This window comes from Candidatus Flexicrinis affinis (assembly GCA_016716525.1).
GTDB classification, from domain to species: domain Bacteria; phylum Chloroflexota; class Anaerolineae; order Aggregatilineales; family Phototrophicaceae; genus Flexicrinis; species Flexicrinis affinis.
The window spans coordinates 1656772-1678695 of sequence record JADJWE010000001.1 but is presented as its reverse complement, the minus strand read 5'-3'; the positions used below and the strand labels follow the sequence as shown (position 1 = coordinate 1678695).

The window sequence follows — 21924 nt, the reverse complement described above, 5'->3', positions numbered from 1 at the left end:
TCTGCCTGCGATACGGACCGCGTGTGCGGGGACACCACGCAAGTTACAATCTCTCGAAACGAAGGGACACGGCACGAATGAGCACGATGCTTCGGCCGACCGGCATCACGTTGGACAAGCAGCAAGGCGAACTACGCATCAGTTGGCACGACGGGCGCGACTGCGCCTATCCGCTAAGCCATCTGCGCGAGGCGTGCCCGTGCGTCGAGTGTCGCGGCGGGCACAGCCGAATGGGCCGCGAGTTCGACCCGGACAATATCCTCAAGCTCGTGCCGAAGCGGTCATATCAGATCAAGTCGATCGAACTGGTCGGGAACTATGCGCTGCAGCCCATTTGGGACGACGGCCATTCGACCGGGATCTACACGTGGGAGTACTTGCGGCGGATTTGCCCTCCTGAGGAGCAGGCTGAATGACCGAAGACGTTGCGGATCCGCGAACGAGCGCGCAGTTTCGCCATATCTACGCGCCGAAGCCGATTGCGGGTGATTTCGCAGGCAAGCACATCATCACCGTAGAGCAGTTTGGCGCCCATGATCTCGAACGCGTCATCCGCGTTGCCGGCAACCTGCGCGACCGTGTCCTCGCCCGGGACAAGAGCGTGGTGCAGCTTTGCGAGGGGCGAATCATGGCCTCCCTGTTTTTTGAGGCCAGTACACGTACGGACATGTCGTTTCAGGCGGCCATGCGGCGGCTTGGCGGTTCGGTCGTGGTAGCAAGCAACGGCGTGCAGTTTTCGTCGGTGTACAAAGGCGAGAATCTGGCAGACACGGTGCGTGCCGCGGGATGTTACGCCGATGTCATTACCCTCCGGCACCCGATGGAAGGATCGTCGTTTCAGGCAGCCTATTACATCGACCGGCTGAACGAGCGCATCCTCAATCCGTGCTCGGTCGTCAGCGGCGGCGACGGGATCGGCGAACACCCGACCCAAGGCCTGCTCGATCTGTTCACGATCCTCGACCAGAAGAAGTCGCTGGACGGCCTGACCATTACCCTCGTCGGCGACTTGCTGTACGGACGCACGGTGCACTCATTGGCGAAACTGATTGCGCTTTATCATAAGGGGGCGACGCGTTTGAACTTTGTCGCGCCATCGGTTCTACGCATGCCGGATGCCGTGCTCGACTATGTCACGGCACGCGGGATCCAAGTACACGAGACCGAAGACCTGCGAGAAGTCGTGAGCGAGACGGACGTCATCTACTGGACGCGTGTTCAGCACGAGCGTTTCGAGCGCCCTGCCGACTACGAGGCCGTTCGCGACCGGTTCATCATGACTCCGGCGCTGCTCAACCAGTTTCGGCGGGACGTGATTCTGATGCATCCACTTCCACGGAAGCACGAAATGGGCTCGCTCGCCGATCACGATCTCCTGGATCAGAACCCGCGCGCGGTGTATTTTCAGGAGATGGAGAACGGTATGTTCGTCCGCATGGCGCTCTTGGCGCTCGTCCTCGGGGCGGATGTGGACTGATGGGTCAACGGGTTGAACTGCCAGCGTTGATCGACCTGCACGTGCACCTGCGCGGGATGCACTGGTCTCACAAAGGCGATTTCCTGTCCGAGACGCAGGCTGCAGTGGCAGGTGGATACTGGCTCGTGTGCGATATGCCGAACACGCCGCCGGAGACGATCTCGCCGGATGCACTGGCTGTGAAACAGGCCGACATGGCCGCGCAGGCCGTGTGCGACTACGGGATCTACTTCGGTGCGTCGTCTGTCGACAACACAGCGGCGTATTCCATGGTCGGTGTTGAAGTGGCCGGCCTGAAGATGTATTGCAACGAGACGACTGGCGACCTGCTGATCGCCGATCAAGCCGTGCGCGAGCGCCACTTTGCGGCGTGGGACTTCGACAAGCCGATCCTTGTTCATGCTGAGGGGGAGACGGTTGCCGAAATCTTGGCGCTGATGCGCAGATATCGCCGGCGCACGCACTTTGTGCATATTTCGACGGCGTTCGAGATCGACCTGCTGCGCGCGGCCAAAGCAGAAGGGCTGCCGGTTACGCTTGGCGTGTGCCCGCATCACCTGTGGTTGACAACTGACGACCTGCCGCGCCTCGGGGCATTCGGACGCATGAAACCCGGCCTGAAATCGCCTGCCGATCGTGAGGCGCTGTGGGACGCGATCGCTGATGGAACGGTCGATGTCGTCGAAAGCGATCACGCGCCGCACACCGTGGCGGAGAAGCGGAGCGATCGGCCCCCGTATGGCGTCCCCGGTCTGCCGACAACCGTGCCGCTCATGCTGACGGCGGTGGGTGAGGGCAGATTGTCCCTCGAACGTGCGATTGACCTGATGTCGGAGGGTCCGGCACGCGTGCTGGGAGTCGAGCGTCCACAAGACTCGGGCTGTGTGGTCGATTTAGACGCGCCGTGGGTGATCGACGGGACCCGCCTGCCGGGACGGTGCGGGTGGTCGCCATACGACGGAATGCGCGTGACCGCCCGGGTGAAGGAGACGTTCATCCGTGGCAATACGGTCTATGAGGGCGGGCGTGTCGTCGCGCTGCCGGGAGCGGGGAGGGGCGTGTGGCCGCAGCTAGCCGACGCGTAGCGCGTGCACTCTACAGCACCGTCGCTAAGCCGCTGCTATTTGCGGCATATCCCGACGACGCGCACCGGCTGACACTGCGTGCGGCGAGCCTGATGGATCGACTTCCGTGGCTGGCGCGGCTATTTGCGCAAGGCGAGCAGCCGCTGCGACCGACAACCGTGGGGGGCGTAACGCTGCCACAGCCGGTGATCGTCGCGGCGGGACTGGTGAAGGGTCAAGGATTCGATACCGAGGAAGAAGCGCTGTCTGCCGTGGGCCGTTCCGGTCTGATCCCCGGTTGGCGTTCGATTCCGCTGATGTGCGGGCCAGTCGAGGTCGGCTCGTTCACGCTGATGCCGCGCAAGGGAAACAGCGGCACCGTGCTTTGGCGCGACGTCAACAGCCGAACGACCATGAACCGGATCGGCTTGAGGAATCCAGGGGCAGCGGCGGCCGCGAAGTTCCTCTCGCGGAACCCAATCGGCGGGACGTACGGGATCAGCGTTGCTACGACGCCCGAAGTGGACGCTGCCGAGGTACAGGCGGCCCACGTGGCGCAGGCTCTCGGTCGCTTCGTCGAGGAAGGCGTGCGGCCCGACTGGTTCACCGTCAACCTGAGCTGCCCGAACACCGAGCAGGATCCGACTGCAAACCAGACGGCCGCGCTGGCGTCGGCCGTGTGCGCTGCAGCGGTGGAACGCGCCGGTACGGTACCAGTGTGGGTGAAAGTCGGTCCCGATCTCGGCGATACGCAGTATGACTCGCTGCTGGAGGTCTTTGAGGAGACCGGGGTGCGCGCCGTCGTGGCGACCAATACGCTGCCGGGCATTGTACCAAACTCGGATATCCGTGCGGGAGCAGGCGGCAAACGCCTATTCGATCGTGCGCTCTCGGTCGTGCTGCGGCTGTATGCCATGCGAGAGCGGCGAAGCTACAACGTCGACATCGTCGGCTGTGGCGGCGCAATGGACGGCGCGGACTTGCGCGCGTATCTTGACGCAGGTGCACTGGCCGTGCAGGTCTGGTCGGCGCTGGTGTTTCGCGGGCCGTTCGCGCCCGAAGACATGACCCGGGAGTACTTGGCTATGCTGAAGGAAGGACAACCGTGACGCCCCCGTCCGCCGCCGCCAAGGCCATGATCGAAGCCGGGGTCGTCGGATTCGCGTTCGATTCGCCGCGTACGTTCAAATCCGGCCTGATTGCACCGGTCTACCTCGATAATCGCAAGCTAATGTTTCATCCGCAGGCGTGGCACGCGGTCATCGACAGCCTTGCCGGGGTGCTGCGCGGACTCTATCCTGATGGCGACGTGGTCGTAGCTGGGGTCGAGACCGCCGGAATACCCCACAGTTCGGCACTGGCGTATGCCATGGGGCTCCCTGCTGTGTTCGTGCGCAAAGAAGCGAAAGGCCACGGACTTCAGCAGCGCGTCGAAGGCGGCAGCGTGGCTGGGCGGCGCGTTGTGCTGCTTGAAGATCAGATTACGACCGGTGGCAGCAGTCTGAGCGCCGTCTCCGCACTGCGCAGCGAAGGCGCCGAAGTTCCAGCATGCCTCGCCCTGACCAGCTACGGGTTCTCAGCGGCCCAGATCCGGTTTGAGCAAGCGAACGTTGCACTCCACGTACTCGCGCCTTTCGCCCTGTTGTTCGAACACGTGCGAGAGACGCTCACCGGTGCCGAACAGGAATCGGTCGAGCGGTGGCTTGCCGATCCGGCGGGTTGGATGACAGGCGGTATCGCATGACAGTAGGTAAATTCGACGCGCGTGCAATCGCAATAGACTCGCTGTTGTGTGTCGGCCTTGACACCGATCCGGCGCGTATTCCGGCCGAATTTCAGTCGGATCCTTACCCGCAGTTCGCATTCAACAAGCACATCATCGACCTCACCATGCCGTTTGCCGCCGCTTACAAGCCGAACATCGCCTTTTACGAGGGGCAAGGCGAGAACGGGATGCGCTCGTTGAAGATGACGGTCGACTATCTGCGCGAGGCGTGCCCGGATGCGTTGACGATCTGCGATGCCAAGCGGGGCGACATCAGCACGACAAACGATGGCTACGTGCGCGCGATCTTCGACATTCTCGGTTTCGACGCGGTCACGCTCAATCCGTATCTGGGTGGAGAGGCGCTCAAGCCGTTTCTTGAACGGAAAGACAAGACGTGCATTATCCTTTGCCGCACGTCGAATCCCGGCAGTGGCGAGCTTCAGACGCTCAAGGTCGAAGGCAAGCCTTTCTGGCAGATCGTGGCCGAGAAAGTCCGCGATCGCTGGAACGCCAATAACAACTGCATGCTGGTCATGGGCGCGACGTACCCGGATGAACTGCGCGACGTGCGCAGCATGGTCGGCGACATGACTCTGCTCGTGCCGGGGATCGGGACACAGGGCGGCAGCGTGGAGCAGACGGTACAGCTCGGCCGGGCGCGGAACGGGCGTGGGCTGATCATCAACGCGAGCCGGGGAATCCTTTATGCTGACGATCCGGCAAACGCTGCTCGCCAGCTTCGTGACGCTATCAACGCCTGCCGGTAGCCGATGATCGACCAGATCCAGTGGCTCGGTTATGGCGGGTTCATCATCCATGGACCGCCGCTTATCTACATCAATCCGTGGCGCCTTGGCCGCGTCACGTTTACAGCGGACGTTATTCTGGTTGGCCATGCCCATTATGAGCACTTCTCGCCTAGCGATATCGAGAAAGTACGCGGTCCAGACACACTTGTACTCACCAACGAGGATGTCGCGCGTCAGCTTCCGGAGGCTCAAGTGCTCCGCGAATTCCAAAGCCGGGTCGTGGATCGCGCACGGATCACCGCGCTTCCGGCGTACTCGACGACGAGTTCACTGCACGCGCGCGAGAACGGCGGGCTGGGCTTTCTGATTTCGGTGAACCTGTTTGATATCTTCTACACGGGCGATACGGAAGTGACGCCTGAGATGCAGCGTATTTCGCCGGATATCGCGATCGTACCCATTGACGGCAACGGTACCATGTCGGTCGAGGTTGCGGCTCAGTACGTTGTTGAAACACGCCCGCGCTACGTCATTCCGTGCAACTGGGGCGCGGGTGGGATTACCGGCGCCGACGTCGAGCGATTCAAGCAGTTGGTCGGCGACCGCGCCGTGGTTCACATCCCGCCTCAGCCAAAATAGAACGCCCCCGCGCTTCGAACAGAAGAGCAGGGGCGGTTGTAGACTGCGGTTGGTGATGCGCTAGGCCGCGGGCTTGGCGCTCTTGGCCTTATTGGGTGCGTCGTTGGCTGGCTGGGGTTGGGCTGCCCGGTGAGCGTCCCACGGGACTTCGATGCCGCGCGCGTCCAAGAGCTTTGGCTTAGCTGTGCCGGTGATTGCGTCCGGCGTGATCAGCACGGTGTGAACGTCGCCGCGCCCGGGCACGTCGTACATCACATCCAGCAAGCACGCCTCGATGATCGAGCGGAGGCCGCGTGCGCCAGTCTCGCGTTTGATCGTCATTTCTGCGGCTGCAACGAGCGCGTCCTGCCCGAACTCGAGGTTGACGGAATCCATCGCCAAGAGCTGCTGATACTGCTTAACCAGCGCGTTGCGCGGCTCGGTCAAAATGTGCACCAACGCGTCACGGTCAAGCGGGTCGATGGTGACGAGCACCGGCAGACGGCCGACCAGCTCGGGAATCAGGCCGCGGTGGATCATATCCTCCGGCGAGACGTGCCGCAGCAGTTGAGCGCGATCGTCGTCGGAGCGTGCCTTGCTGCCGAAACCGAGGGTTCCGCGTGCGCCGATGCGTTTGGCGATCACGTCCTCGATACCTTCGAACGTCCCACCGCAGATGAACAGGATGTTCGTCGTGTCGATCTGCAGGAATTCCTGATGCGGATGCTTGCGCCCGCCCTGCGGCGGCACGTTCGCAACCGTGCCCTCGATGATCTTGAGCAGCGCTTGCTGTACGCCTTCGCCGGACACGTCGCGCGTGATCGACGGATTGTCGTTGGACTTGCGCGCGATCTTGTCGATCTCGTCGATGTAGATAATCCCACGCTGAGCGGACGCGATGTCGCCGTCAGCCGCTTGGATCAGGCGCAGTAGGATGTTCTCGACATCTTCGCCGACATAGCCGGCTTCCGTCAGTGCGGTCGCGTCGACGATGCAGAACGGCACGTCGAGGATGCGCGCGAGCGTACGGGCGAGCAGCGTCTTTCCACTGCCCGTCGGGCCGAGCAAGAGGATGTTCGATTTCTCGATCTCGATTCCGTCGGTGCTTCCACCGCCGCGGTTCTTGAGGCGCTTGTAGTGGTTGTACACCGCCACGCTCAAGACGCGCTTGGCCTTGTCTTGCCCGACGACGTACTCGTCCAGCAGTGCGACGATCTCGCGCGGGGAGAGCACATCCAGGTCATCGAGCGCCTTGCGTTCCGCGCTGTCAACTTCGTCGATGAGCAGATTGTGGCAAAGCTCAACGCAGAAGTTGCAGATGAAGATGTCTTCCGGCCCGGCGATCAGGCGTTCGACCTCTTCTTGATGCCGACCGCAGAACGAGCACCGATGGCTCTGGGTTTTCTGTGCCACAGACTAGCCCTTTCCGTTCGCACTCTTGACGTTCGGGTTTAGCACCGAGTCGATCAATCCATACTCTACCGCCTGTTCGGCACTAAAGTAAATGTCCCGATCGGTATCACGTTCGATCTGCTCCAAAGCTTTCCCCGTATGGTGGACAAAGATCTGGTTCAGACGCGTCTTGAGTCGAACGATTTCGTTGGCTTGGATCACGATGTCGGTGGCCTGACCCTGCGCGCCACCCAACGGCTGATGCATGTGAATGGTGGCATTCGGGAGCGCCATGCGATACCCGGTCGTTCCGGCGGTCAACAGGACGGTGCCGAAGCTGGCCGTCCAACCCACGGCAGTGGTGCTCACGGGCGGGTGGATCGCCTGCATCGTGTCGTAAATAGCCATGCCAGCATACACCACGCCACCGGGCGAATTGATGTACATCTGGATGGGTTTTTCGGCATCCTCTCGGTCAAGGAACAACAGCTGGGCGACAATCAGGTTAGCGACCTGATCGTTGACCGGCATGCCCATGAAGACGATGCGCTCCTTGAGCAGAAGCGAATAGATGTCGTAGGCCCGTTCGCCGCGGTTTCCCTGCTCGATCACCATTGGAACGATGTTGGAGACGTCCATGCGTATTGGCGCGTGCTGCGCGCCGCTCCTTTCAGGTCACTGTTCGGTAGAGGATTCAGTTGCTTCGGGCGATGGTTCCTGCTCGGGGGCTTCCTCGGCTTGCCCCAGTTCCGGTGCCTCGCCGCGTCCGATCGCGACCGCGCGCTCCTCGATCTTCTGCGACATGAGGTTATTGATCAGGTTCGACGCGAACTGCGGGTTGTTCAGCAGGCCGAGCTGGCCGACTGCTTCCGCGCCGATGTCCGCGAACACAGTCTGCAGGCGGGCGTTGAGGTCTTCCTGCGAGACCGATAACCGCTCGGCCTGCGCGAATTCGCGCACGGCTAGCGACCGGCGCAGTTGGTTCTCGGCAGAGGGTCGATAGTCCGCGCGAACATCGTCCATCGTACGACCGGTTGACTTGAGGTACAGGTCGAGCGAGAGCCGGTTCTGTTGAAGACGCTCCTTGAAGTCCTCGATCATGTCGTCGATCTGCTGTTCGACGGAGGCCTCATGATAGGCCACGGTTGAGGTCTCGATCACGTGCTCGAGGACGCTGTTGGCATAGGTTTGGCGCGCTTCGTCCTTGCTGCGCGACTCGATGACATCGCGGATGCGCTCACGCAGCTCAGCGAGGTTGAGCGGCCGCGTCGCCGGCGGCAGCGACTCAGAGTCTTCCTCAGGTTCGGACTCGTCCGACGACTCTTCAGCCGCGACCTCTGCATCGGCCGCTTCGTCTGCGACCTCTGCCTCTTCGACCGCTTCGCTTTCGTCCGAAGCCGCATTTTCGGCTTCTGTGGCCGTAGCCGATTCGTCGACCGTGTCCCACCCGTACCGTTCGCTGATCTGAGCGGCGAGTTCGTCGTTCAATTCAGGCAGCGTGACCTTTTCGATCTTCTGCACCGTCACCACAAATTCGACAGTGCGGCCCGCCGCGTCTTCGTTGATCTTGGGGTCGCCGGAAGGGAGCGTGATGCGGAAGGTACGCGTTTCTCCCGTAGCAGCACCGACCATCTGCGCCGTGAACCCGGGCGCAAGCGGTTCATCGTCGCCTTCGCGCAGATCGATCACCGCGCCGTGGCGATGGACGTAGGGTTCTTCCTCGCGGTCGTGTACGTCGATCTCACCTTCGGCCGCCTCGGCATCTTCGGCGACGAAGAAGCTGTGCAGATCGCATGTGATGCGGTCGCCGGCTTCAACTGCGCCCTCGGACTCGGTGGTCTCTGCGAACTCGCGCTGAAGCATACGGAGTTCGACATCGACATCGTTTTCGGTCGTCTCCGGCTCATTGAATTCGAGCCGGAACGAGCGGTAGTCACCGAGGGTGACCTCGGGAGCCAGCGGAACAGTGTAGGTGAACTTGACCTCAGGCTCGGGCGCGAAGTCGTCCATCGAACCCGGCGCAGCAGGTTCGATACCAGCCGATTCAAGCGCCTCTTTGTAGACGTCCTGTCCGAGGCTTTCCATCACCTCTTCGAGGATGTACGCTTCGCCGACGTACTTGACGACCATGCTGGGCGGAACCTTGCCCTTGCGGAAGCCGGGAATGTTGATCCTGCCGCTGACCTTCCGGATTACGGAAGCGCGTGCCTGATCGAATCGTTCCTTGGGAACCTCGACGGTCAAGCGGACGGTATGGTTTTCGAGCCGTTCAGTCTGGACGTTCACTGCTTTACCCTCACGTGTAGCGCGATTATAGCACCCGGCCGAGAGGGCAGGGCGTAAATCTTTCATCAGAAAACACAACAAAGGCGTCTCGAATTCAGACGCCCGAGGTACCGACTTGTGGGGAAGGAGGGACTCGAACCCTCACCTCGTGAGAGACATGATCCTAAGTCATGCGCGTCTGCCAGTTCCGCCACTCCCCCACGGCACGCAAATTATACGGGAACAAATACCGGCGTCACAAGGGCGGGGTCAGAGGTCTCGAGTCCACCAGTTGTAAGCGCCGACGCGGTGATACCCCGCGTGTTCGGCCCACGTTTCGGCTTCCGACTTGACGGGCAGCACGGCGCCGATCACTTGCGAGAGGTTCTGTGTAAGCCCACGGGCCTGCTCAAGCGCCGAGGCATCTCGCGGATCTTCGACCCAAATCCCATCGTAGGTCAAGGTCGACACCGGAATACAGTCGGCTCTTACGGCTTCGATCGTCATCGAAACGCCGTTCGGCTCTGCGACCCAAAGGGTTTGCGGTTTGCTTTCTGCGAATTGCAGCCCTGAGAACACCGCTCGGGCCGCGTGATTGTCGCGGCGTACGAGCGCGCGCGCCACGGTGGCGCCACGCCTCAACCCTTCGGAGACGGAGTCCTGGACCAGCCATGGCGCAATGCCGTTGCCGCGCGCGGCCGAAATCACGCCAAGCAGGTCGATCTCCCAATGCAATGAAGTGCCGGAGCGGGTTGCGAAACTGGCGCAGAACCCGACTAGTCGGTCGCTATCCTGCTCAACAGTTCCAACGACATGGTGTTCGCCGCTGTGAAGGACACGCTCGACGCGAGACGCCTCGACGACTGTATCTTCATGTCGAAAACTCTCTCTCACGCATTCCGCAAGACTCACGCTGTCCCGTGCGTTCAGCTGACGCCTTAAGAGCGAAGTCGCCACAGTGTTGCTCCGATCTACGGTGGTTGAAATCGGCAGCCCTGTCAACCACGGGGCCGCAGTCTCGAATCACTCAGGGATTGCATATGGGAATCTGGACGAATGCCTGCGGGACGTCCAAAGTACCGAACGGCGTGCCGCCCACGATGAACACACCCATCTGCAAGTTGCATTGTTTCGTCTCAAGGACGGGCGCGAGGTCCAACTCGAGATTGCCTGCGATTGTGCTTCCGAGCCCGAACCAGAAGAGGTTCAGCAAATTGGCACCTCCGGCGGCCTGTCCTGTCACTGTCAGCGTTACCGTTCCCTCTTTGATTCCCAGTTCGCCAGTCGGTAGAACGCCAATTACGCCCGATCCGTTTGCCGTGCCCGTCACTTTGACCTGAATGAATACAGGCGAGAACAGGTCTTCAAGCAGTCCGCCTATGACGGGAATCTCGAATAGGAAGTTGACGACCGGTATGAACTCGCTGAGGGGAATCACGTCTTCTATGACGATCGGTTCGAGGCTAAATGTGAACGGGCTATCAAGGACGACTATTCCATCGCTAGCTGTCACACTTGAGCGAACCTTGCCTTCATATTGAAAGTTGTGCAGCTTTCCAGCGAAATGCAGCGTGCCCGACCCCTGGATATCCTCCTCATGCATGATTCCTGCCGAGTGGACGCCAACGTTGACGCGCATCTGCACCGGCTCAAGACCCCAGGACCCGCCAACGACCGGGACAAACTCCGGAACAGGAATGATCGGCGTCTGAATCGCCTGCGCCGGGACATCTTTGTACGTCTGGTAGATGATGTGCATCGGACTTCCAGGGGCGCCGATGTGGGCGAAGTCGCTCGCCACCGCCCATGACGGAACATCAACGATTGTCGTGCGTATCTGATCGGGTGAGACGGGGAAAGGATCTCCGTTCATGAATGGGAATCGCATGTCCATGGTGACTTCAATGGATTCGCTGCCTGCAAAGTCTGCTGCCGTCAGGGGTAGGCCTGTGACTGACAAAAGGTGGCTGGCGGTATCTCCGGATATGTTGAGTGGCTGCCAGTCTCCACCCAGCACCGACAGTTCCGCGGTAGGCTCGGGAGCGCCGTCCCAGTCAAAGTTGAACGTGAACGTGTTTGTAAGCGGCACATCGCGGATGAAGTAGCGGATCAACTGCGGCATGGTTGACACGAGTTTGGGATCATAATTGCGCTGGGCGGCCACCACGTAGGCCTCAACGATTATCTCCTCGTCGGAAAACGTCTCCGCCAGCAAGAACCCGTCAAGATAGTTTCCCTGGAATTCTTCGAACTGGGTTGACTTGAACAGCTCATTGGTGAAGAGCCTGCGTACGATCGCGCCGCCCGGGCTGCCGCCGCCGCATCCGCCGCTGGTGTACTGAAGCGCGATATTAGCCGTGTACACCGGAAATCCGGTCGAATAGTCGACCGGTCCAGATACATCCGCATTGAAGTCGCTCTCACAATATGCTGACAGGCTGTTCTCGATTTCGAGCTTGCCGGTGCCACTGCCGGTGAACGTGCCGTTTGTACCGCTGCATGTGACTTCAACGTCGAACTTAGCGTACTCGGTCCAATCGGCCCAACCCGGCAATATCGTACTTCCGTAGCGGAATCCGATAGCATAGTACAGTATCCACGGGCCCGGAGCGCAGGTGTGTGACTCATTCTGCGCCGACGTAGGAAGCGGTAGTAGCAGTGCCATGACGAGAACTAGACGGATAAAACGTGACATCGTTACCTCCTCGCTCGGTCTCAAGGTAAGGGGCGATGTTGGCCGGCGCATACGGCACGGCGGATGGGAGGGCTAGTGGTGATGACGACTGGGCAAACGACCTGGCTTCGGATGGTTTCGCTCTCAGCCATCACGCACAAGCAGAATCAGCGTAGTATCGCTGCCTAACAGTCATGATACACTAGCCGCCGAGTTTGCGCTGGATACGAGGTGGTCTTGACACACGCTTCGCCACGAATCGACCGTTTTTCGTTGTACGTCACCGTGTTCGCCAGCGGCCTGGTGACACTCGCGATTGAACTGAGCGCGGCCCGCTTGCTCGGCAGCGTCTTCGGGACGAGCAACTTGATCTGGGCCAACATCATCGGCCTCATATTGCTGTATCTCACGGCAGGCTACTTCATCGGCGGCCGCTGGGCCGACCGGTCGCCGTACCCCGCGACGCTATTTCGCATTCTGCTGTGGGCCAGCTTCCTCTGCGCGATTATTCCACTCGTTTCGCGTCCCGTCCTGCAGGCTGCAGCGCAAGCCGTCGTGGCCGCGCAGGCTGGCACGGCGATCGGATCGTTCGTGGTCACGTTGGCGTTGTTCTCCGTGCCAATCACGCTGCTCGGCTGCGTTTCGCCATTCGCGATTCGCCTCGCGGTGACCGACCCGAACGATGCAGGTCGCGTCAGCGGAACGATCTACGCGGTCAGCACGCTCGGCAGCTTGATCGGCACGTTTCTCCCGACGCTGGTGCTGCTTGGGTCCATCGGTACGACGGCGACGTTCCTCGTGCTGTCCGGCGGGTTATGGATGACGGCATTCGTCATGCTGCTGCGCATAACCGGGCGTCGCGCGCTGCGATGGCTGTGGATGCCGCTCCCGGTTATTGCGCTGCTGCTGTTGGTGACTGGTCCGCTGCGCGCTGCGCCCGAGGGCTTCACGCTGCTTGACGAGCGCGAAAGCGCATACAACTACATTCAGGTGCTTGAAAACCCGGCTGGCTACCGGTCGCTGGCGCTTAACGAAGGGCAGGGAGTCCACAGCATCTATCATCCGACGATCCTGCGCTACAACGGGACGTGGGACTTCTTCTTGACCGCGCCGTTCTTTGTGCCGGGTACCCAGCCGTCAGACGTGCAGTCGCTGGCGGTCGTCGGGCTTGCGGCAGGCACGATCCCTCGGCAGTACCAGCACGCGTTCGGTGACATCCGTATGGTCGGTTTCGAGATCGACCCGGAGATCATCGCGGTGGGCGAGGCGTACTTCGGCATGTCTGCCGACGACCTGCCGACGCTCGAATCGATCGCCGAGGACGGTCGGCCCGGCCTGAACGCACAGCCCGGGACCTACGACGTGATCGCACTGGATGCGTATCGACCGCCGTATATCCCGTGGCAGTTGACGACGGTCGAGTTCTTCCGCGAAATACGGTCCAAGCTGACCGACCGTGGGGTTGTAGCGCTCAACGTCGGGCGGACCTCGACCGACCGGCGGCTTGTCGATGCGTTCAGCAACGTCTTGGCGCAGGTGTTTCCGAGCGTGCACGCCATCGACGTGCCGCGCTCGTTCAATACGATCCTTTATGCGACGGTGATGCCGACAACCGAGGCCGATTTACGCGCCAACGTGGCGAGCTTGCCCGCCGAGGCTCCCGGCCTGCTCCGTGACGTGCTCGATGCTAGCCTCGGTGCGTTGGTGCCGGTCACGCCATCCGACGTCGTGTTCACGGACGACCGCGCCCCGGTCGAGGCGCTGTTCGACTCGCTAGTGCTCAACTTCCTGCTGTCGGATGATATGGACGACCTCCGGTGATGAAACGCGGGTTTGAAGGAGTTCTCGGTTTCGTCCTGACGCTGGCTGTTCCGGTGATGCTCGTGCTCGGAAGTGTTCGGCTGATGATGTCGCCGGGGTTTCTGGCGTTCGAGTACCAACGTCCCGGGTTTCCGGCCGATGTCTATGGCTTCACGACCGAGGACCGCCTTCGCTGGGGACCGCTGGGAATCGAGTATCTGCTGACGGATGCCGGCATCGACCTGCTGGCCGACCTGCGGTTCGAAAACGGGGCCGCCCTCTTCACGCCGCGCGAGTTGAAGCACATGGAAGACGTCAAAGTTGTCACGCAGGCGGCGTTTGGTGTCCTCGGTGGCGTGTCGATCGCCGCGTTCGCCGCCGGCGCAATTCTTCTCGCGCGTCGGAGGCTGGACACCGTGTTGGCGTCGATGGCGCGCGGCGGCCTGCTGGTTCTCGGCCTGATCGGCGCGGTCGTCGTCGGCGCGGTTGTGGCGTGGGATTCGTTCTTCACGCTGTTTCACCGGGCCTTTTTCGCCGATGGCACGTGGATCTTTCTGACATCCGATACGCTGATCCGGCTGTACCCGGAACAGTTCTGGTTCGACTGTGCCCTCGTCGTCGGCGCAATTACGATTGGCGGTGCGCTGCTGCTCATCGCGGCGAATTGGCGATTTGCGCGTACTCGCCGTGAATTCATAGACGGGGGCGACAGTAAGAACCAATCGGAGGCTGTAGCAGTGGAACAGGTGAAGTAGTATGGCCGGAACTGTCGGGCTGTTGATCGTCGGTGTCGTATCGTGCTTGGTGCTGTTGGTCGATGGCATCGCACGGTCTGCGGCGGGGCAGGCGGCAGCGGCCGCCATCGCGCTGGCCGCGCTGTTGGTCGCCATTGCCAACGACATCAGGCGGTTTCGCGGCGAGTGGCGGGGAGGCGTCAGGCCCGGGCGCGGCCTGCGCATCGTAGCGATTGGTGGCGGAACCGGGCTGCCGGTGACGCTGCGGGCGGCCAAGATGCACACCGGCAACCTCACGGCGATTGTTACCGTGGCGGACGACGGTGGGAGTTCGGGCAGGCTGCGGCGCGAGATGCACGTTGCGCCGCCGGGCGACCTTCGTAACAACATTGCCGCGCTTGCCGACGACGAAAGCCTGATGACGCAGCTCCTGCAATATCGATTCTCCAACGGCGCGTTGAGCGGACATGCCTTCGGAAACTTGTTCATCGCAGCCTTGGCAGACGTAACCGGCAGCCTCGATCAGGCGCTGACCGAGGTGGCACGCGTACTCAACCTACGTGGCCGGGTGCTGCCGACGACTCTCGATGACGTGAAGCTTGTCGCGACTGTCCTTCAGCCCGACAGCGGCGTGACCCTCCGCGTTGAAGGCGAGTCGCAGATCCCCGAGGCGGGCGGACGCATCCAGAGCGTTTCGATAGAACCGGAGACCGTGCGTGCGTTTCCCGACAGCGTTGCGGCGATCATGAACGCTCAAGTCATCCTCGTCGGCCCCGGCAGCCTGTACACCAGCATCCTGCCATCGCTGCTGATTCCCGGAATATTGGACGCGCTGCGCGCCAGCGCGGCGATCAAGGTCTACGTGTGCAACGTCGCTGAACAGCCCGGCGAGACCGTCGGCTACACCGTCGCCGATCACATCCTCGCGCTAGAACGGCATATTGGACGGGGCGTCTTTCAGGTTGTCGTCTCAAACGGGCACTTTCCGATAGAGAATGCTGGTCCTAACACGGTCTACGTGAAGCCGCCACAGCCACATCATGAAGTTCGTCAAAGATATGACATTCGTTCGTATGATTTGACCGATAATCAGCGACCGTGGCGCCACGATGCGCTAAAATTATCGAATGTTATCCGCGAACTGGTCGATGCCGATCGTTCGGGTGACGCAGCGAGCTAGCTGCGGACTGCAATCCGCGTGATACAGGCGGCCCTCCCGCCTTTCGAGAAAACACAAAAGGAGCTTCACGACATGGCAATTCGGGTAGGTATCAACGGGTTTGGGCGTATCGGCCGGCAGGTGCTCAAGGCGCTGAAGGAGAACTTCGCGTCCGAGATCGACGTGGTCGCATTCAACGATCTTGGGGACTTGAATACGATGGCGCACCTGTTCCGCTACGACTCGAACTACGGACGCTACCACGGCACAGTCGAGGTGAAAGAAGGCGCGCTCGTCGTCGACGGTGACGAGATCAAGGCGCTCAAGGAGAAGGATCCGGCGCTTCTGCCGTGGAAAGACCTCGGAGTCGACATCGTCATCGAGTCAACCGGCATCTTCACCTCTCGCGAAGGGGCTGGTAAGCACCTCGAAGCGGGTGCAAAGAAGGTCATTATCAGCGCGCCGGCTAAGGGCGAAGACATCACGCTGTGCTTGGGCGTGAACCACGAGAAGTATGATCCTGCGAATCATCATATCGTCAGCAATGCGAGCTGCACCACCAACTGCCTCGCGCCCGCGGCGAAGGTTGTCCATGAGACGTTCGGTATCCAGAAGGCATTCATGACGACCATTCACAGCTACACCAACGATCAGCAGATTCTCGATCTGCCGCACAAGGACCTGCGCCGTGCGCGCGCAGCGGCGCTCAATATCATCCCGACGACCACCGGGGCGGCCAAGGCGGTCGCGCTGGTGGTGCCGGAACTCAAGGGCAAGTTCGACGGCTTGGCGGTACGCGTGCCGACGCCGACTGTATCGCTGGTCGACTTCGTGGCGACTGTCGACAAGGAAGTCACCAAAGAGTCTCTGATCGCCGCACTTGAAGCCGCCGCCAACGGCCCCATGAAGGGCATCCTCGGCGTGACGCATGAGCCACTGGTCAGCATGGACTTCAAGGGCGACCCGCGCAGCTCGATTGTTGACGGACTCGCGTCCGACGCCGCCGGCAACCTCGTCAAGGTCATCACGTGGTACGACAACGAGTGGGGCTACTCGGTGCGCTGCGCGGAACTCGCCAAGTACATGGGCGATCGTCTCTAGCCATCTGCGGGGCCTCGCATGCACGAATTTCTGGTGCCAATCGATGCAGGCAACGGCCTCGCTTTCTGTCTCGTAACTCAGGAGTGAGCGATGAACAAGCAGACAGTTCGTGACGTCAGCTTTGCTGACAAACGGGTGCTCGTCCGGGTTGACTTCAACGTCCCACTGGACGGCAAGACCGTGACCGACGACACGCGTGTGCGTGCCGCGGTACCGACGATCAAGTACATTCTCGATCAGGGGCCGAAGGTCGTGCTGCTGATGAGCCACCTCGGGCGGCCCAAAGACGGCCCGGATCCGAAGTATTCAATGGCGCCAGTCGCCCCGGTGCTTCAGAGTCTTCTCGGCGCGCCGGTGACTTTCGTAGAAGACTGCGTGGGGCCGAAGGTCGAGGCGGCGGTGGCCTCCGCTGCTCCGGGCGCGGTTCTCCTGCTTGAGAACACGCGTTTCTACAAAGGTGAAGAGAAGAACGACCCCGAGTTGGCCGCGAAAATGGCTGCATTCGGGGACGTATTCGTCAACGACGCGTTCGGCACGGCGCACCGCGCGCACGCCAGCAACGTCGGCGTGAGTTCGCATCTGCCCGCCGTGGCTGGACTCCTCATGGAGAAGGAAATCGACTATCTGGCGACCGCGCTGGAAAGCCCGGCGCGGCCGTTTGTCGCGATCCTCGGTGGCGCGAAGGTCAGTGACAAGATCGCCGTGATCGACGCGTTGATCGACAAGTGCGACGCGCTCATCATAGGTGGCGGTATGGCGAACACCTTCTTCCTCGCGCAAGGCGTTGCGCTCGGCAAGTCGCTTGTTGAGCCGGATGCGGTCGATACAGCGAAGGCGCTGTTGGCACGCGGCGGTGGAAAGCTCGTGCTGCCTGTCGACGCCGTGCTTGGCGACAAGTTTGCCGAAGACTCGGCGGTGCAGGCCATCGACATTTCGGCGGGCGTTCGCGAGGGCTGGGCGATGTACGACATCGGACCCAAGACTCAGGCACTATTCGCAGAGCGACTGGCCGGCGCCAAGACGGTCGTGTGGAACGGCCCGATGGGCGTGTTCGAGATCGAGAAGTTCGCTCAGGGCACGTTCGCCGTCGCAAAGGCGTTGGCGAAGGCGACCGAGGCAGGCGCGGTCTCGATCGTTGGCGGAGGCGACAGCGCTGCCGCTGTGGAGCAAAGCGGCTTAGCCGATAAGATCACGCATATCAGCACCGGCGGCGGGGCGAGCCTCGAAATGCTTGAAGGTCAAGCTCTGCCGGGCGTTGTAGCACTGAAGGACAGGGCATGATGGCGCGAACACCAATCCTCGCTGGCAACTGGAAGATGCACTACACGGTGGCGGAGTCGGTCGACTTCGTTACGCAGTTGGTCGAACCGTTGAGCGCTTACCCGACCGTCGAGCGGGTCGTCTGCCCGACCTTCGTGGCGCTCGCCGCAGTGGCAGACGCGCTGAAGGGCTCTCCGATCAAGGTCGGCGCGCAGGACGTTCACTTCGCCGAGAAAGGCGCGTACACGTCCGAAATCGCGCCGGGGATGTTGGTTGGCCTCGCTGAGTACGTCATCATCGGGCACAGCGAAGTCCGCGCCTATCTGGGGGATACGGACGAGCGCATCAACAAGAAGCTCCACGCGGCGATCGCGGCGGGACTCAAGCCGATCTTCGCGGTGGGCGAGGTCGAGGCCGAGTATCGCGCCGGCGCAACGGCGGAGGTCGTGACCCGTCAAGTCAAAGGCGGCCTCGCAGGCGTGACGGTCGAGCAAATGGCCGGCATGGTGATCGCGTACGAGCCGGTATGGGCGATTGGCACTGGCCTGAACGCCGACCCCGACTACGCCAACCGCACCATCGGCCTGATCCGAAGTGTCGTCCGCGAGCTGTATGGCAATTCCACTGCTGACGCAGTCCGTATTCAGTACGGCGGCAGTGTCAAGCCGAACAACATGGCGGACTACATGGCGCAGCCCGAGATCGACGGCGCGTTGGTCGGCGGCGCTTCGCTCAAGGTCGACGACTTTACCGCGCTGGTAGCCGCTGCGGCCGCGGCAAAGGGATAACGATTCGACGTGCTGGGAGTCGCGGTCACCGCCGCCTTCTTGTTCTGGATGCTGCGATGGATGGAGCGATGGCTTCAGCAGCATCTGTTCAAGGTCGGGTGGCTGGTGACCCGCGACTTCCGGCTTACCACCGTCTTCTACTATGTGTTCTTCCTGCCCGGTGTGATCCTCCACGAGTTCACGTTGTGGCTGGTTGCCGGCATCTTCAACGTCCGGGCCGACCGGCAGACGCAGTTCCCGCAGCCACAGGAGACGCCTGAACTGCGCATGAACTTCGTGCGTGTGCATCCTCGCGCGCCAAGCTGGAAGCTTACGCTCATCCAGTTCTCGCCGGCATTGGCGGGCGTCATCGTCATCGAAATCCTCGCCGGCACCGTTCTCAACATCGAACCGGCGTTGCAGGTGATGCGAACAGGAACGGTCAACGATGTAAGCGCGGGCCTGCAAATCCTCACCTCCCGGCCGAACTTCTGGCTGTGGATGTACGTCATCTTCACGATTGGCAATACGCTGACGCCCCGCCTGAGCGCACCTCCGGACCAGCGTGTCGTGACTGCGTTGATCGTTGTTCTGGTGGCCGTTCTGGTGCTGGCCGGGGCCGGCGATCCGTCCGCCGCATCTGCCGCGAGCACCGTGACGGCGGCGATCAATACGGTGGCCGCAGCGATCGGGGTCGTCGTCGTGATTGACGCGATCGCGATCTTCGTACTGGCGATCATCGAGAACAGCATTGAACGCATCACCGGGAACAGCGCGTCGATCCGAAATGGCCGGCTCGTCGCGCGCAAGCGGTCCGAAATCCTTGCCGAGCGCGAACAGGAGCGACAGCGCGCCGAACGCGCCAGGCAGGAGGCCAAGGAACATGGTCCGTCGCCGCTGGAAGGCATCCCGTCAATCTACCGCATGTCGTTTCCACTGCCGGATGCGTCCGCCGCGAAACGCCCGGTGATCGTGGCGCCGAACGAACCCCCGTCACTGGAACCGAGGTCGAGCGTACCGCGCGGCCCGAGCGTCATTGAAGGAGAGCGAGACGCGCCGTCACTGCCGCCACCACCGCGGCCTCAGCCCCTCGGCCTGCCATACGGCAGCAGTTCCGGTGAAGCTGCACTTAGCGAAGAAGTCGATGGGGACGACGATAGCGCTGACGAGTTCGACCGGGCTGGCAGCAGCGGGCCGGTTCGCGGTCAAGCGGAAGGCGACGAGGATTCCGAAGACGAAGACATCGTCGACTGAGACATGCGCGCCACCAGCGCAAAGCTGGCGATCAGCAGCGCCACCATAACGCCCAGTGCGATAGCCTTGAACACCGCGCTTTCGAGCAGCAGGGTAAGCGCGCCGAAGAACCCGCAGAACACGTAATACAGGCTGACGATGATGCGTTGGTCGACGCCGTGGTCGTGCAGGCGGAAGTGCAGATGGCCGCGGTCGCCCGCCATCGGGTTGCGGCCTTCACGCGCACGCCGAAACACCTGCCACGCGAAGTCCATCAGGGGCAGGCCCATGACCATCAGGATCGTCGCCATCTTGGCGCCGCCGATGATGCTCAGCGTGCCGAGCAGGTACCCGAGCAGGGGCGCTCCGCTGCCGAGAAAGATGCGTGCGGGATAGAAGTTAAACAACAGGAACCCGATCGTCGTGCCCATCAGCGCAAGCGGCAGTAGGCTTACGCTGGTTTGCGCGGGCTCGAGCACGAATGCGCTGTGTATGAACAGCATCGCGCTGGCGATGAACGCCATGCCAGCAGCCAACCCGTCAAGGCCGTCGAGGAAGTTGACGGTGTTCATCGACACTTCGAGCCAGAGGATTGTAACGATCACCGTGACGAGATACGGCCACGGTTCGGTCTGTTGGCCGGTCAGCGGATTGTTGATGGTCTCGATGAAGATCTGGAACAGAATCGCGATGGCTGCCGCGATCAATTGACCGATCAACTGCTGGATCGGGCTGAGGTCGTACCGGTCGTCGAGGATTCCGGCGACGACTAGCACCACCGCGCCACCGACGAGGCCGACCAGCCGCAGCACTTCGCGCGGATCGAACCGCGGAATGGGCAGCAGTTGGGCGACGAGGATCGCCGCGATGAATGCGCCAAACACCGGGAGGATGCCCAGCTTGGACACTGGTTCGCGATGCTTGCGCCGGCCACCCGGCACTGCCATGAAGCCCCAGCGCTCGCCGAGCCGGATTGACAGCGGCGTAAGCAGCAGCGCTCCGGCTAGCCCAGTCGCGAAAGTGATGAAGAATGCAAGGTAATCGGGCACGATTGTTTCACTGGAGTACGGCAGACACCGTACGCAGGACCAGCCACAAAACCGAAACAATAATCACGGAAAACGACGTCACGATGTAGAGCTTCTGAATTCGGCCGACCTGCGGCTTGATGCCCGGCGTGCCGATGACGAAGACGTAGCCGGCCATATACATCGACAGACAGATGATCGCGACCACCCACGTCGACGCGGTTGACTGCTCCCCTGTGTAGAACAGGCGAATGTAGATTTCGTCGGCAACGGTTTGCAATGCCAGCGCAAGAGCAAGCACGCTGACGAACACGAGTCCCATTCTTCCGTATCGGGGCCACGCCATCACGCGTTCAGTCAACGAGAATCGAGGGCGGTCCTCGGGTCGGTGCGTCTTATTGGCCATCGGCCTGCTCCGGGTTGGTCCGGTTGATCAGGAAGCGCGAACCGTTTTCGAAGTACTCGCGCATGGACGTACGTGCCGGTTCAGGAATGCCCACGTCGTCGATCGCTTGCAGCATGTGCTTCAGCCACCGTTTCTGCGCCTCGGAGTCGATTGGAAACGGATAGTGGCGCATACGAAGGCGAGGGTGGCCGCGCTCGTCGCCATAACGGGCGGGGCCGCCAAAGAACTGCGTCAGGAACAAGTACTGGTACCGTTTGCCGGGTTCGAGGTCGTCGGGAAACATCGGGCGAAGCGCGGCATCCTGTTCGACATACGCGTAGAAACGTTCGACCAGCGCCTCAAACGCGGCGTCGCCACCTGCCAACTCGTAGATTGTGTGCTCGCCGTCCATCGCCGGGACCTCCTCCGTCCAATCATAGCGGCTAAACC

The 21924-nt window shown here is 61.6% G+C and carries 22 protein-coding genes and 1 tRNA gene; 14 read left to right on the top strand and 9 right to left on the bottom strand.

Annotated features, from left to right (window positions below; genetic code table 11):
- Positions 1–77: 77 nt before the first annotated feature.
- The 7 genes from IPM16_07260 to IPM16_07230 are packed head-to-tail and all read left to right on the top strand — an operon-like array spanning position 78 to position 5697.
- Positions 78–416, top strand: a complete 339-nt coding sequence (locus IPM16_07260) for a DUF971 domain-containing protein (protein ID MBK9122907.1) — start codon at positions 78–80, stop codon at positions 414–416.
- On the top strand, positions 413–1477 hold the full coding sequence (gene pyrB / locus IPM16_07255; protein ID MBK9122906.1) for an aspartate carbamoyltransferase: 1065 nt from the start codon (positions 413–415) through the stop codon (positions 1475–1477). The genes IPM16_07260 and pyrB overlap by 4 nt, the downstream gene beginning before the upstream one ends.
- Positions 1477–2562 (top strand): dihydroorotase family protein, encoded by a 1086-nt coding sequence (locus IPM16_07250; GenBank protein ID MBK9122905.1) that lies wholly within the window; start codon positions 1477–1479, stop codon positions 2560–2562. The genes pyrB and IPM16_07250 overlap by 1 nt, the downstream gene beginning before the upstream one ends.
- Positions 2538–3650 carry a hypothetical protein gene (locus IPM16_07245; GenBank protein ID MBK9122904.1) on the top strand — a complete coding sequence of 371 codons (1113 nt, stop codon included), beginning with the start codon at positions 2538–2540 and terminating at the stop codon, positions 3648–3650. The genes IPM16_07250 and IPM16_07245 overlap by 25 nt, the downstream gene beginning before the upstream one ends.
- A complete protein-coding gene (locus tag IPM16_07240; protein MBK9122903.1) occupies positions 3647–4285 on the top strand; it encodes an orotate phosphoribosyltransferase in 639 nt (212 codons plus the stop codon). The genes IPM16_07245 and IPM16_07240 overlap by 4 nt, the downstream gene beginning before the upstream one ends.
- Positions 4282–5076, top strand: coding sequence for an orotidine-5'-phosphate decarboxylase (gene pyrF, locus IPM16_07235; protein MBK9122902.1), 795 nt, complete (start codon positions 4282–4284; stop codon positions 5074–5076). The genes IPM16_07240 and pyrF overlap by 4 nt, the downstream gene beginning before the upstream one ends.
- Before the next feature lie 3 nt (positions 5077–5079).
- Complete coding sequence (locus tag IPM16_07230) at positions 5080–5697, top strand: MBL fold metallo-hydrolase (protein MBK9122901.1); 618 nt, start codon at positions 5080–5082, stop codon at positions 5695–5697.
- A 60-nt stretch (positions 5698–5757) separates the two neighbouring features.
- Here IPM16_07230 and clpX read toward each other — a convergent pair whose 3' ends face one another.
- The 6 genes from clpX to IPM16_07200 all read right to left on the bottom strand — a co-directional run bounded on the left by clpX (position 5758) and on the right by IPM16_07200 (position 12028).
- Entirely contained in the window at positions 5758–7089 is a 1332-nt protein-coding gene (clpX, locus tag IPM16_07225) for an ATP-dependent Clp protease ATP-binding subunit ClpX (GenBank protein MBK9122900.1), read from the bottom strand.
- 3 nt (positions 7090–7092) lie between these two features.
- Positions 7093–7707, bottom strand: coding sequence for an ATP-dependent Clp protease proteolytic subunit (locus tag IPM16_07220; protein MBK9122899.1), 615 nt, complete (start codon positions 7705–7707; stop codon positions 7093–7095).
- Positions 7708–7743: 36 nt separating this feature from the next.
- The gene (tig, locus tag IPM16_07215) at positions 7744–9354 is read right to left on the bottom strand and encodes a trigger factor (protein ID MBK9122898.1); all 1611 of its coding nucleotides are present in this window, start codon (positions 9352–9354) and stop codon (positions 7744–7746) included.
- Positions 9355–9472: 118 nt separating this feature from the next.
- Positions 9473–9554: transfer RNA gene (locus IPM16_07210), tRNA-Leu, on the bottom strand.
- A 49-nt stretch (positions 9555–9603) separates the two neighbouring features.
- Complete coding sequence (locus tag IPM16_07205; protein MBK9122897.1) at positions 9604–10227, bottom strand: GNAT family N-acetyltransferase; 624 nt, start codon at positions 10225–10227, stop codon at positions 9604–9606.
- Between the two features lie 133 nt (positions 10228–10360).
- A complete protein-coding gene (locus IPM16_07200) occupies positions 10361–12028 on the bottom strand; it encodes a hypothetical protein (GenBank protein ID MBK9122896.1) in 1668 nt (555 codons plus the stop codon).
- A 216-nt stretch (positions 12029–12244) separates the two neighbouring features.
- On the opposite strand from IPM16_07200, the gene IPM16_07195 reads away from it, so the two are divergent.
- The 7 genes from IPM16_07195 (at position 12245) to IPM16_07165 (ending at position 20082) form a co-directional block, all read left to right on the top strand.
- The gene (locus tag IPM16_07195) at positions 12245–13828 is read left to right on the top strand and encodes a fused MFS/spermidine synthase (GenBank protein ID MBK9122895.1); all 1584 of its coding nucleotides are present in this window, start codon (positions 12245–12247) and stop codon (positions 13826–13828) included.
- Positions 13828–14562, top strand: a complete 735-nt coding sequence (locus tag IPM16_07190) for a TIGR01906 family membrane protein (protein ID MBK9122894.1) — start codon at positions 13828–13830, stop codon at positions 14560–14562. Before IPM16_07195 ends, IPM16_07190 begins: the two co-directional genes overlap by 1 nt.
- A gap of 1 nt (position 14563) precedes the next feature.
- Complete coding sequence (locus tag IPM16_07185) at positions 14564–15721, top strand: YvcK family protein (GenBank protein MBK9122893.1); 1158 nt, start codon at positions 14564–14566, stop codon at positions 15719–15721.
- Positions 15722–15793: 72 nt separating this feature from the next.
- Complete coding sequence (gene gap / locus IPM16_07180; GenBank protein MBK9122892.1) at positions 15794–16801, top strand: type I glyceraldehyde-3-phosphate dehydrogenase; 1008 nt, start codon at positions 15794–15796, stop codon at positions 16799–16801.
- A gap of 90 nt (positions 16802–16891) precedes the next feature.
- Positions 16892–18082, top strand: coding sequence for a phosphoglycerate kinase (locus tag IPM16_07175; protein ID MBK9122891.1), 1191 nt, complete (start codon positions 16892–16894; stop codon positions 18080–18082).
- Complete coding sequence (locus tag IPM16_07170; protein ID MBK9122890.1) at positions 18079–18849, top strand: triose-phosphate isomerase; 771 nt, start codon at positions 18079–18081, stop codon at positions 18847–18849. The genes IPM16_07175 and IPM16_07170 overlap by 4 nt, the downstream gene beginning before the upstream one ends.
- A 9-nt stretch (positions 18850–18858) precedes the next feature.
- Positions 18859–20082, top strand: a complete 1224-nt coding sequence (locus IPM16_07165; protein MBK9122889.1) for a hypothetical protein — start codon at positions 18859–18861, stop codon at positions 20080–20082.
- On the opposite strand, the gene IPM16_07160 is transcribed toward IPM16_07165, so the two are convergent.
- The 3 genes from IPM16_07160 to IPM16_07150 are packed head-to-tail and all read right to left on the bottom strand — an operon-like array spanning position 20034 to position 21886.
- Positions 20034–21110 carry an undecaprenyl/decaprenyl-phosphate alpha-N-acetylglucosaminyl 1-phosphate transferase gene (locus IPM16_07160; protein MBK9122888.1) on the bottom strand — a complete coding sequence of 359 codons (1077 nt, stop codon included), beginning with the start codon at positions 21108–21110 and terminating at the stop codon, positions 20034–20036. The genes IPM16_07165 and IPM16_07160 overlap by 49 nt on opposite strands.
- 7 nt (positions 21111–21117) lie before the next feature.
- Positions 21118–21495 carry a hypothetical protein gene (locus IPM16_07155; protein ID MBK9122887.1) on the bottom strand — a complete coding sequence of 126 codons (378 nt, stop codon included), beginning with the start codon at positions 21493–21495 and terminating at the stop codon, positions 21118–21120.
- Positions 21485–21886 (bottom strand): globin, encoded by a 402-nt coding sequence (locus IPM16_07150; protein MBK9122886.1) that lies wholly within the window; start codon positions 21884–21886, stop codon positions 21485–21487. The genes IPM16_07155 and IPM16_07150 overlap by 11 nt, the downstream gene beginning before the upstream one ends.
- Positions 21887–21924: the final 38 nt, after the last annotated feature.

Excerpts from the sequence above, each read along its gene's own strand:
- IPM16_07250 (MBK9122905.1), top strand. The coding sequence starts at position 1,477 with ATGGGTCAACGGGTTGAACTGCCAGCGTTGATCGACCTGCACGTGCAC.
- pyrF (MBK9122902.1), top strand. The coding sequence starts at position 4,282 with ATGACAGTAGGTAAATTCGACGCGCGTGCAATCGCAATAGACTCGCTG.
- IPM16_07230 (MBK9122901.1), top strand. The coding sequence starts at position 5,080 with ATGATCGACCAGATCCAGTGGCTCGGTTATGGCGGGTTCATCATCCAT.
- IPM16_07260 (MBK9122907.1), top strand. The coding sequence starts at position 78 with ATGAGCACGATGCTTCGGCCGACCGGCATCACGTTGGACAAGCAGCAA.
- IPM16_07175 (MBK9122891.1), top strand. The coding sequence starts at position 16,892 with ATGAACAAGCAGACAGTTCGTGACGTCAGCTTTGCTGACAAACGGGTG.
- pyrB (MBK9122906.1), top strand. The coding sequence starts at position 413 with ATGACCGAAGACGTTGCGGATCCGCGAACGAGCGCGCAGTTTCGCCAT.
- IPM16_07170 (MBK9122890.1), top strand. The coding sequence starts at position 18,079 with ATGATGGCGCGAACACCAATCCTCGCTGGCAACTGGAAGATGCACTAC.
- IPM16_07190 (MBK9122894.1), top strand. The coding sequence starts at position 13,828 with ATGAAACGCGGGTTTGAAGGAGTTCTCGGTTTCGTCCTGACGCTGGCT.
- IPM16_07220 (MBK9122899.1), bottom strand. The coding sequence starts at position 7,707 with ATGGACGTCTCCAACATCGTTCCAATGGTGATCGAGCAGGGAAACCGC.
- IPM16_07200 (MBK9122896.1), bottom strand. The coding sequence starts at position 12,028 with ATGTCACGTTTTATCCGTCTAGTTCTCGTCATGGCACTGCTACTACCG.
- IPM16_07150 (MBK9122886.1), bottom strand. The coding sequence starts at position 21,886 with ATGGACGGCGAGCACACAATCTACGAGTTGGCAGGTGGCGACGCCGCG.
- IPM16_07185 (MBK9122893.1), top strand. The coding sequence starts at position 14,564 with ATGGCCGGAACTGTCGGGCTGTTGATCGTCGGTGTCGTATCGTGCTTG.
- gap (MBK9122892.1), top strand. The coding sequence starts at position 15,794 with ATGGCAATTCGGGTAGGTATCAACGGGTTTGGGCGTATCGGCCGGCAG.
- IPM16_07155 (MBK9122887.1), bottom strand. The coding sequence starts at position 21,495 with ATGGCCAATAAGACGCACCGACCCGAGGACCGCCCTCGATTCTCGTTG.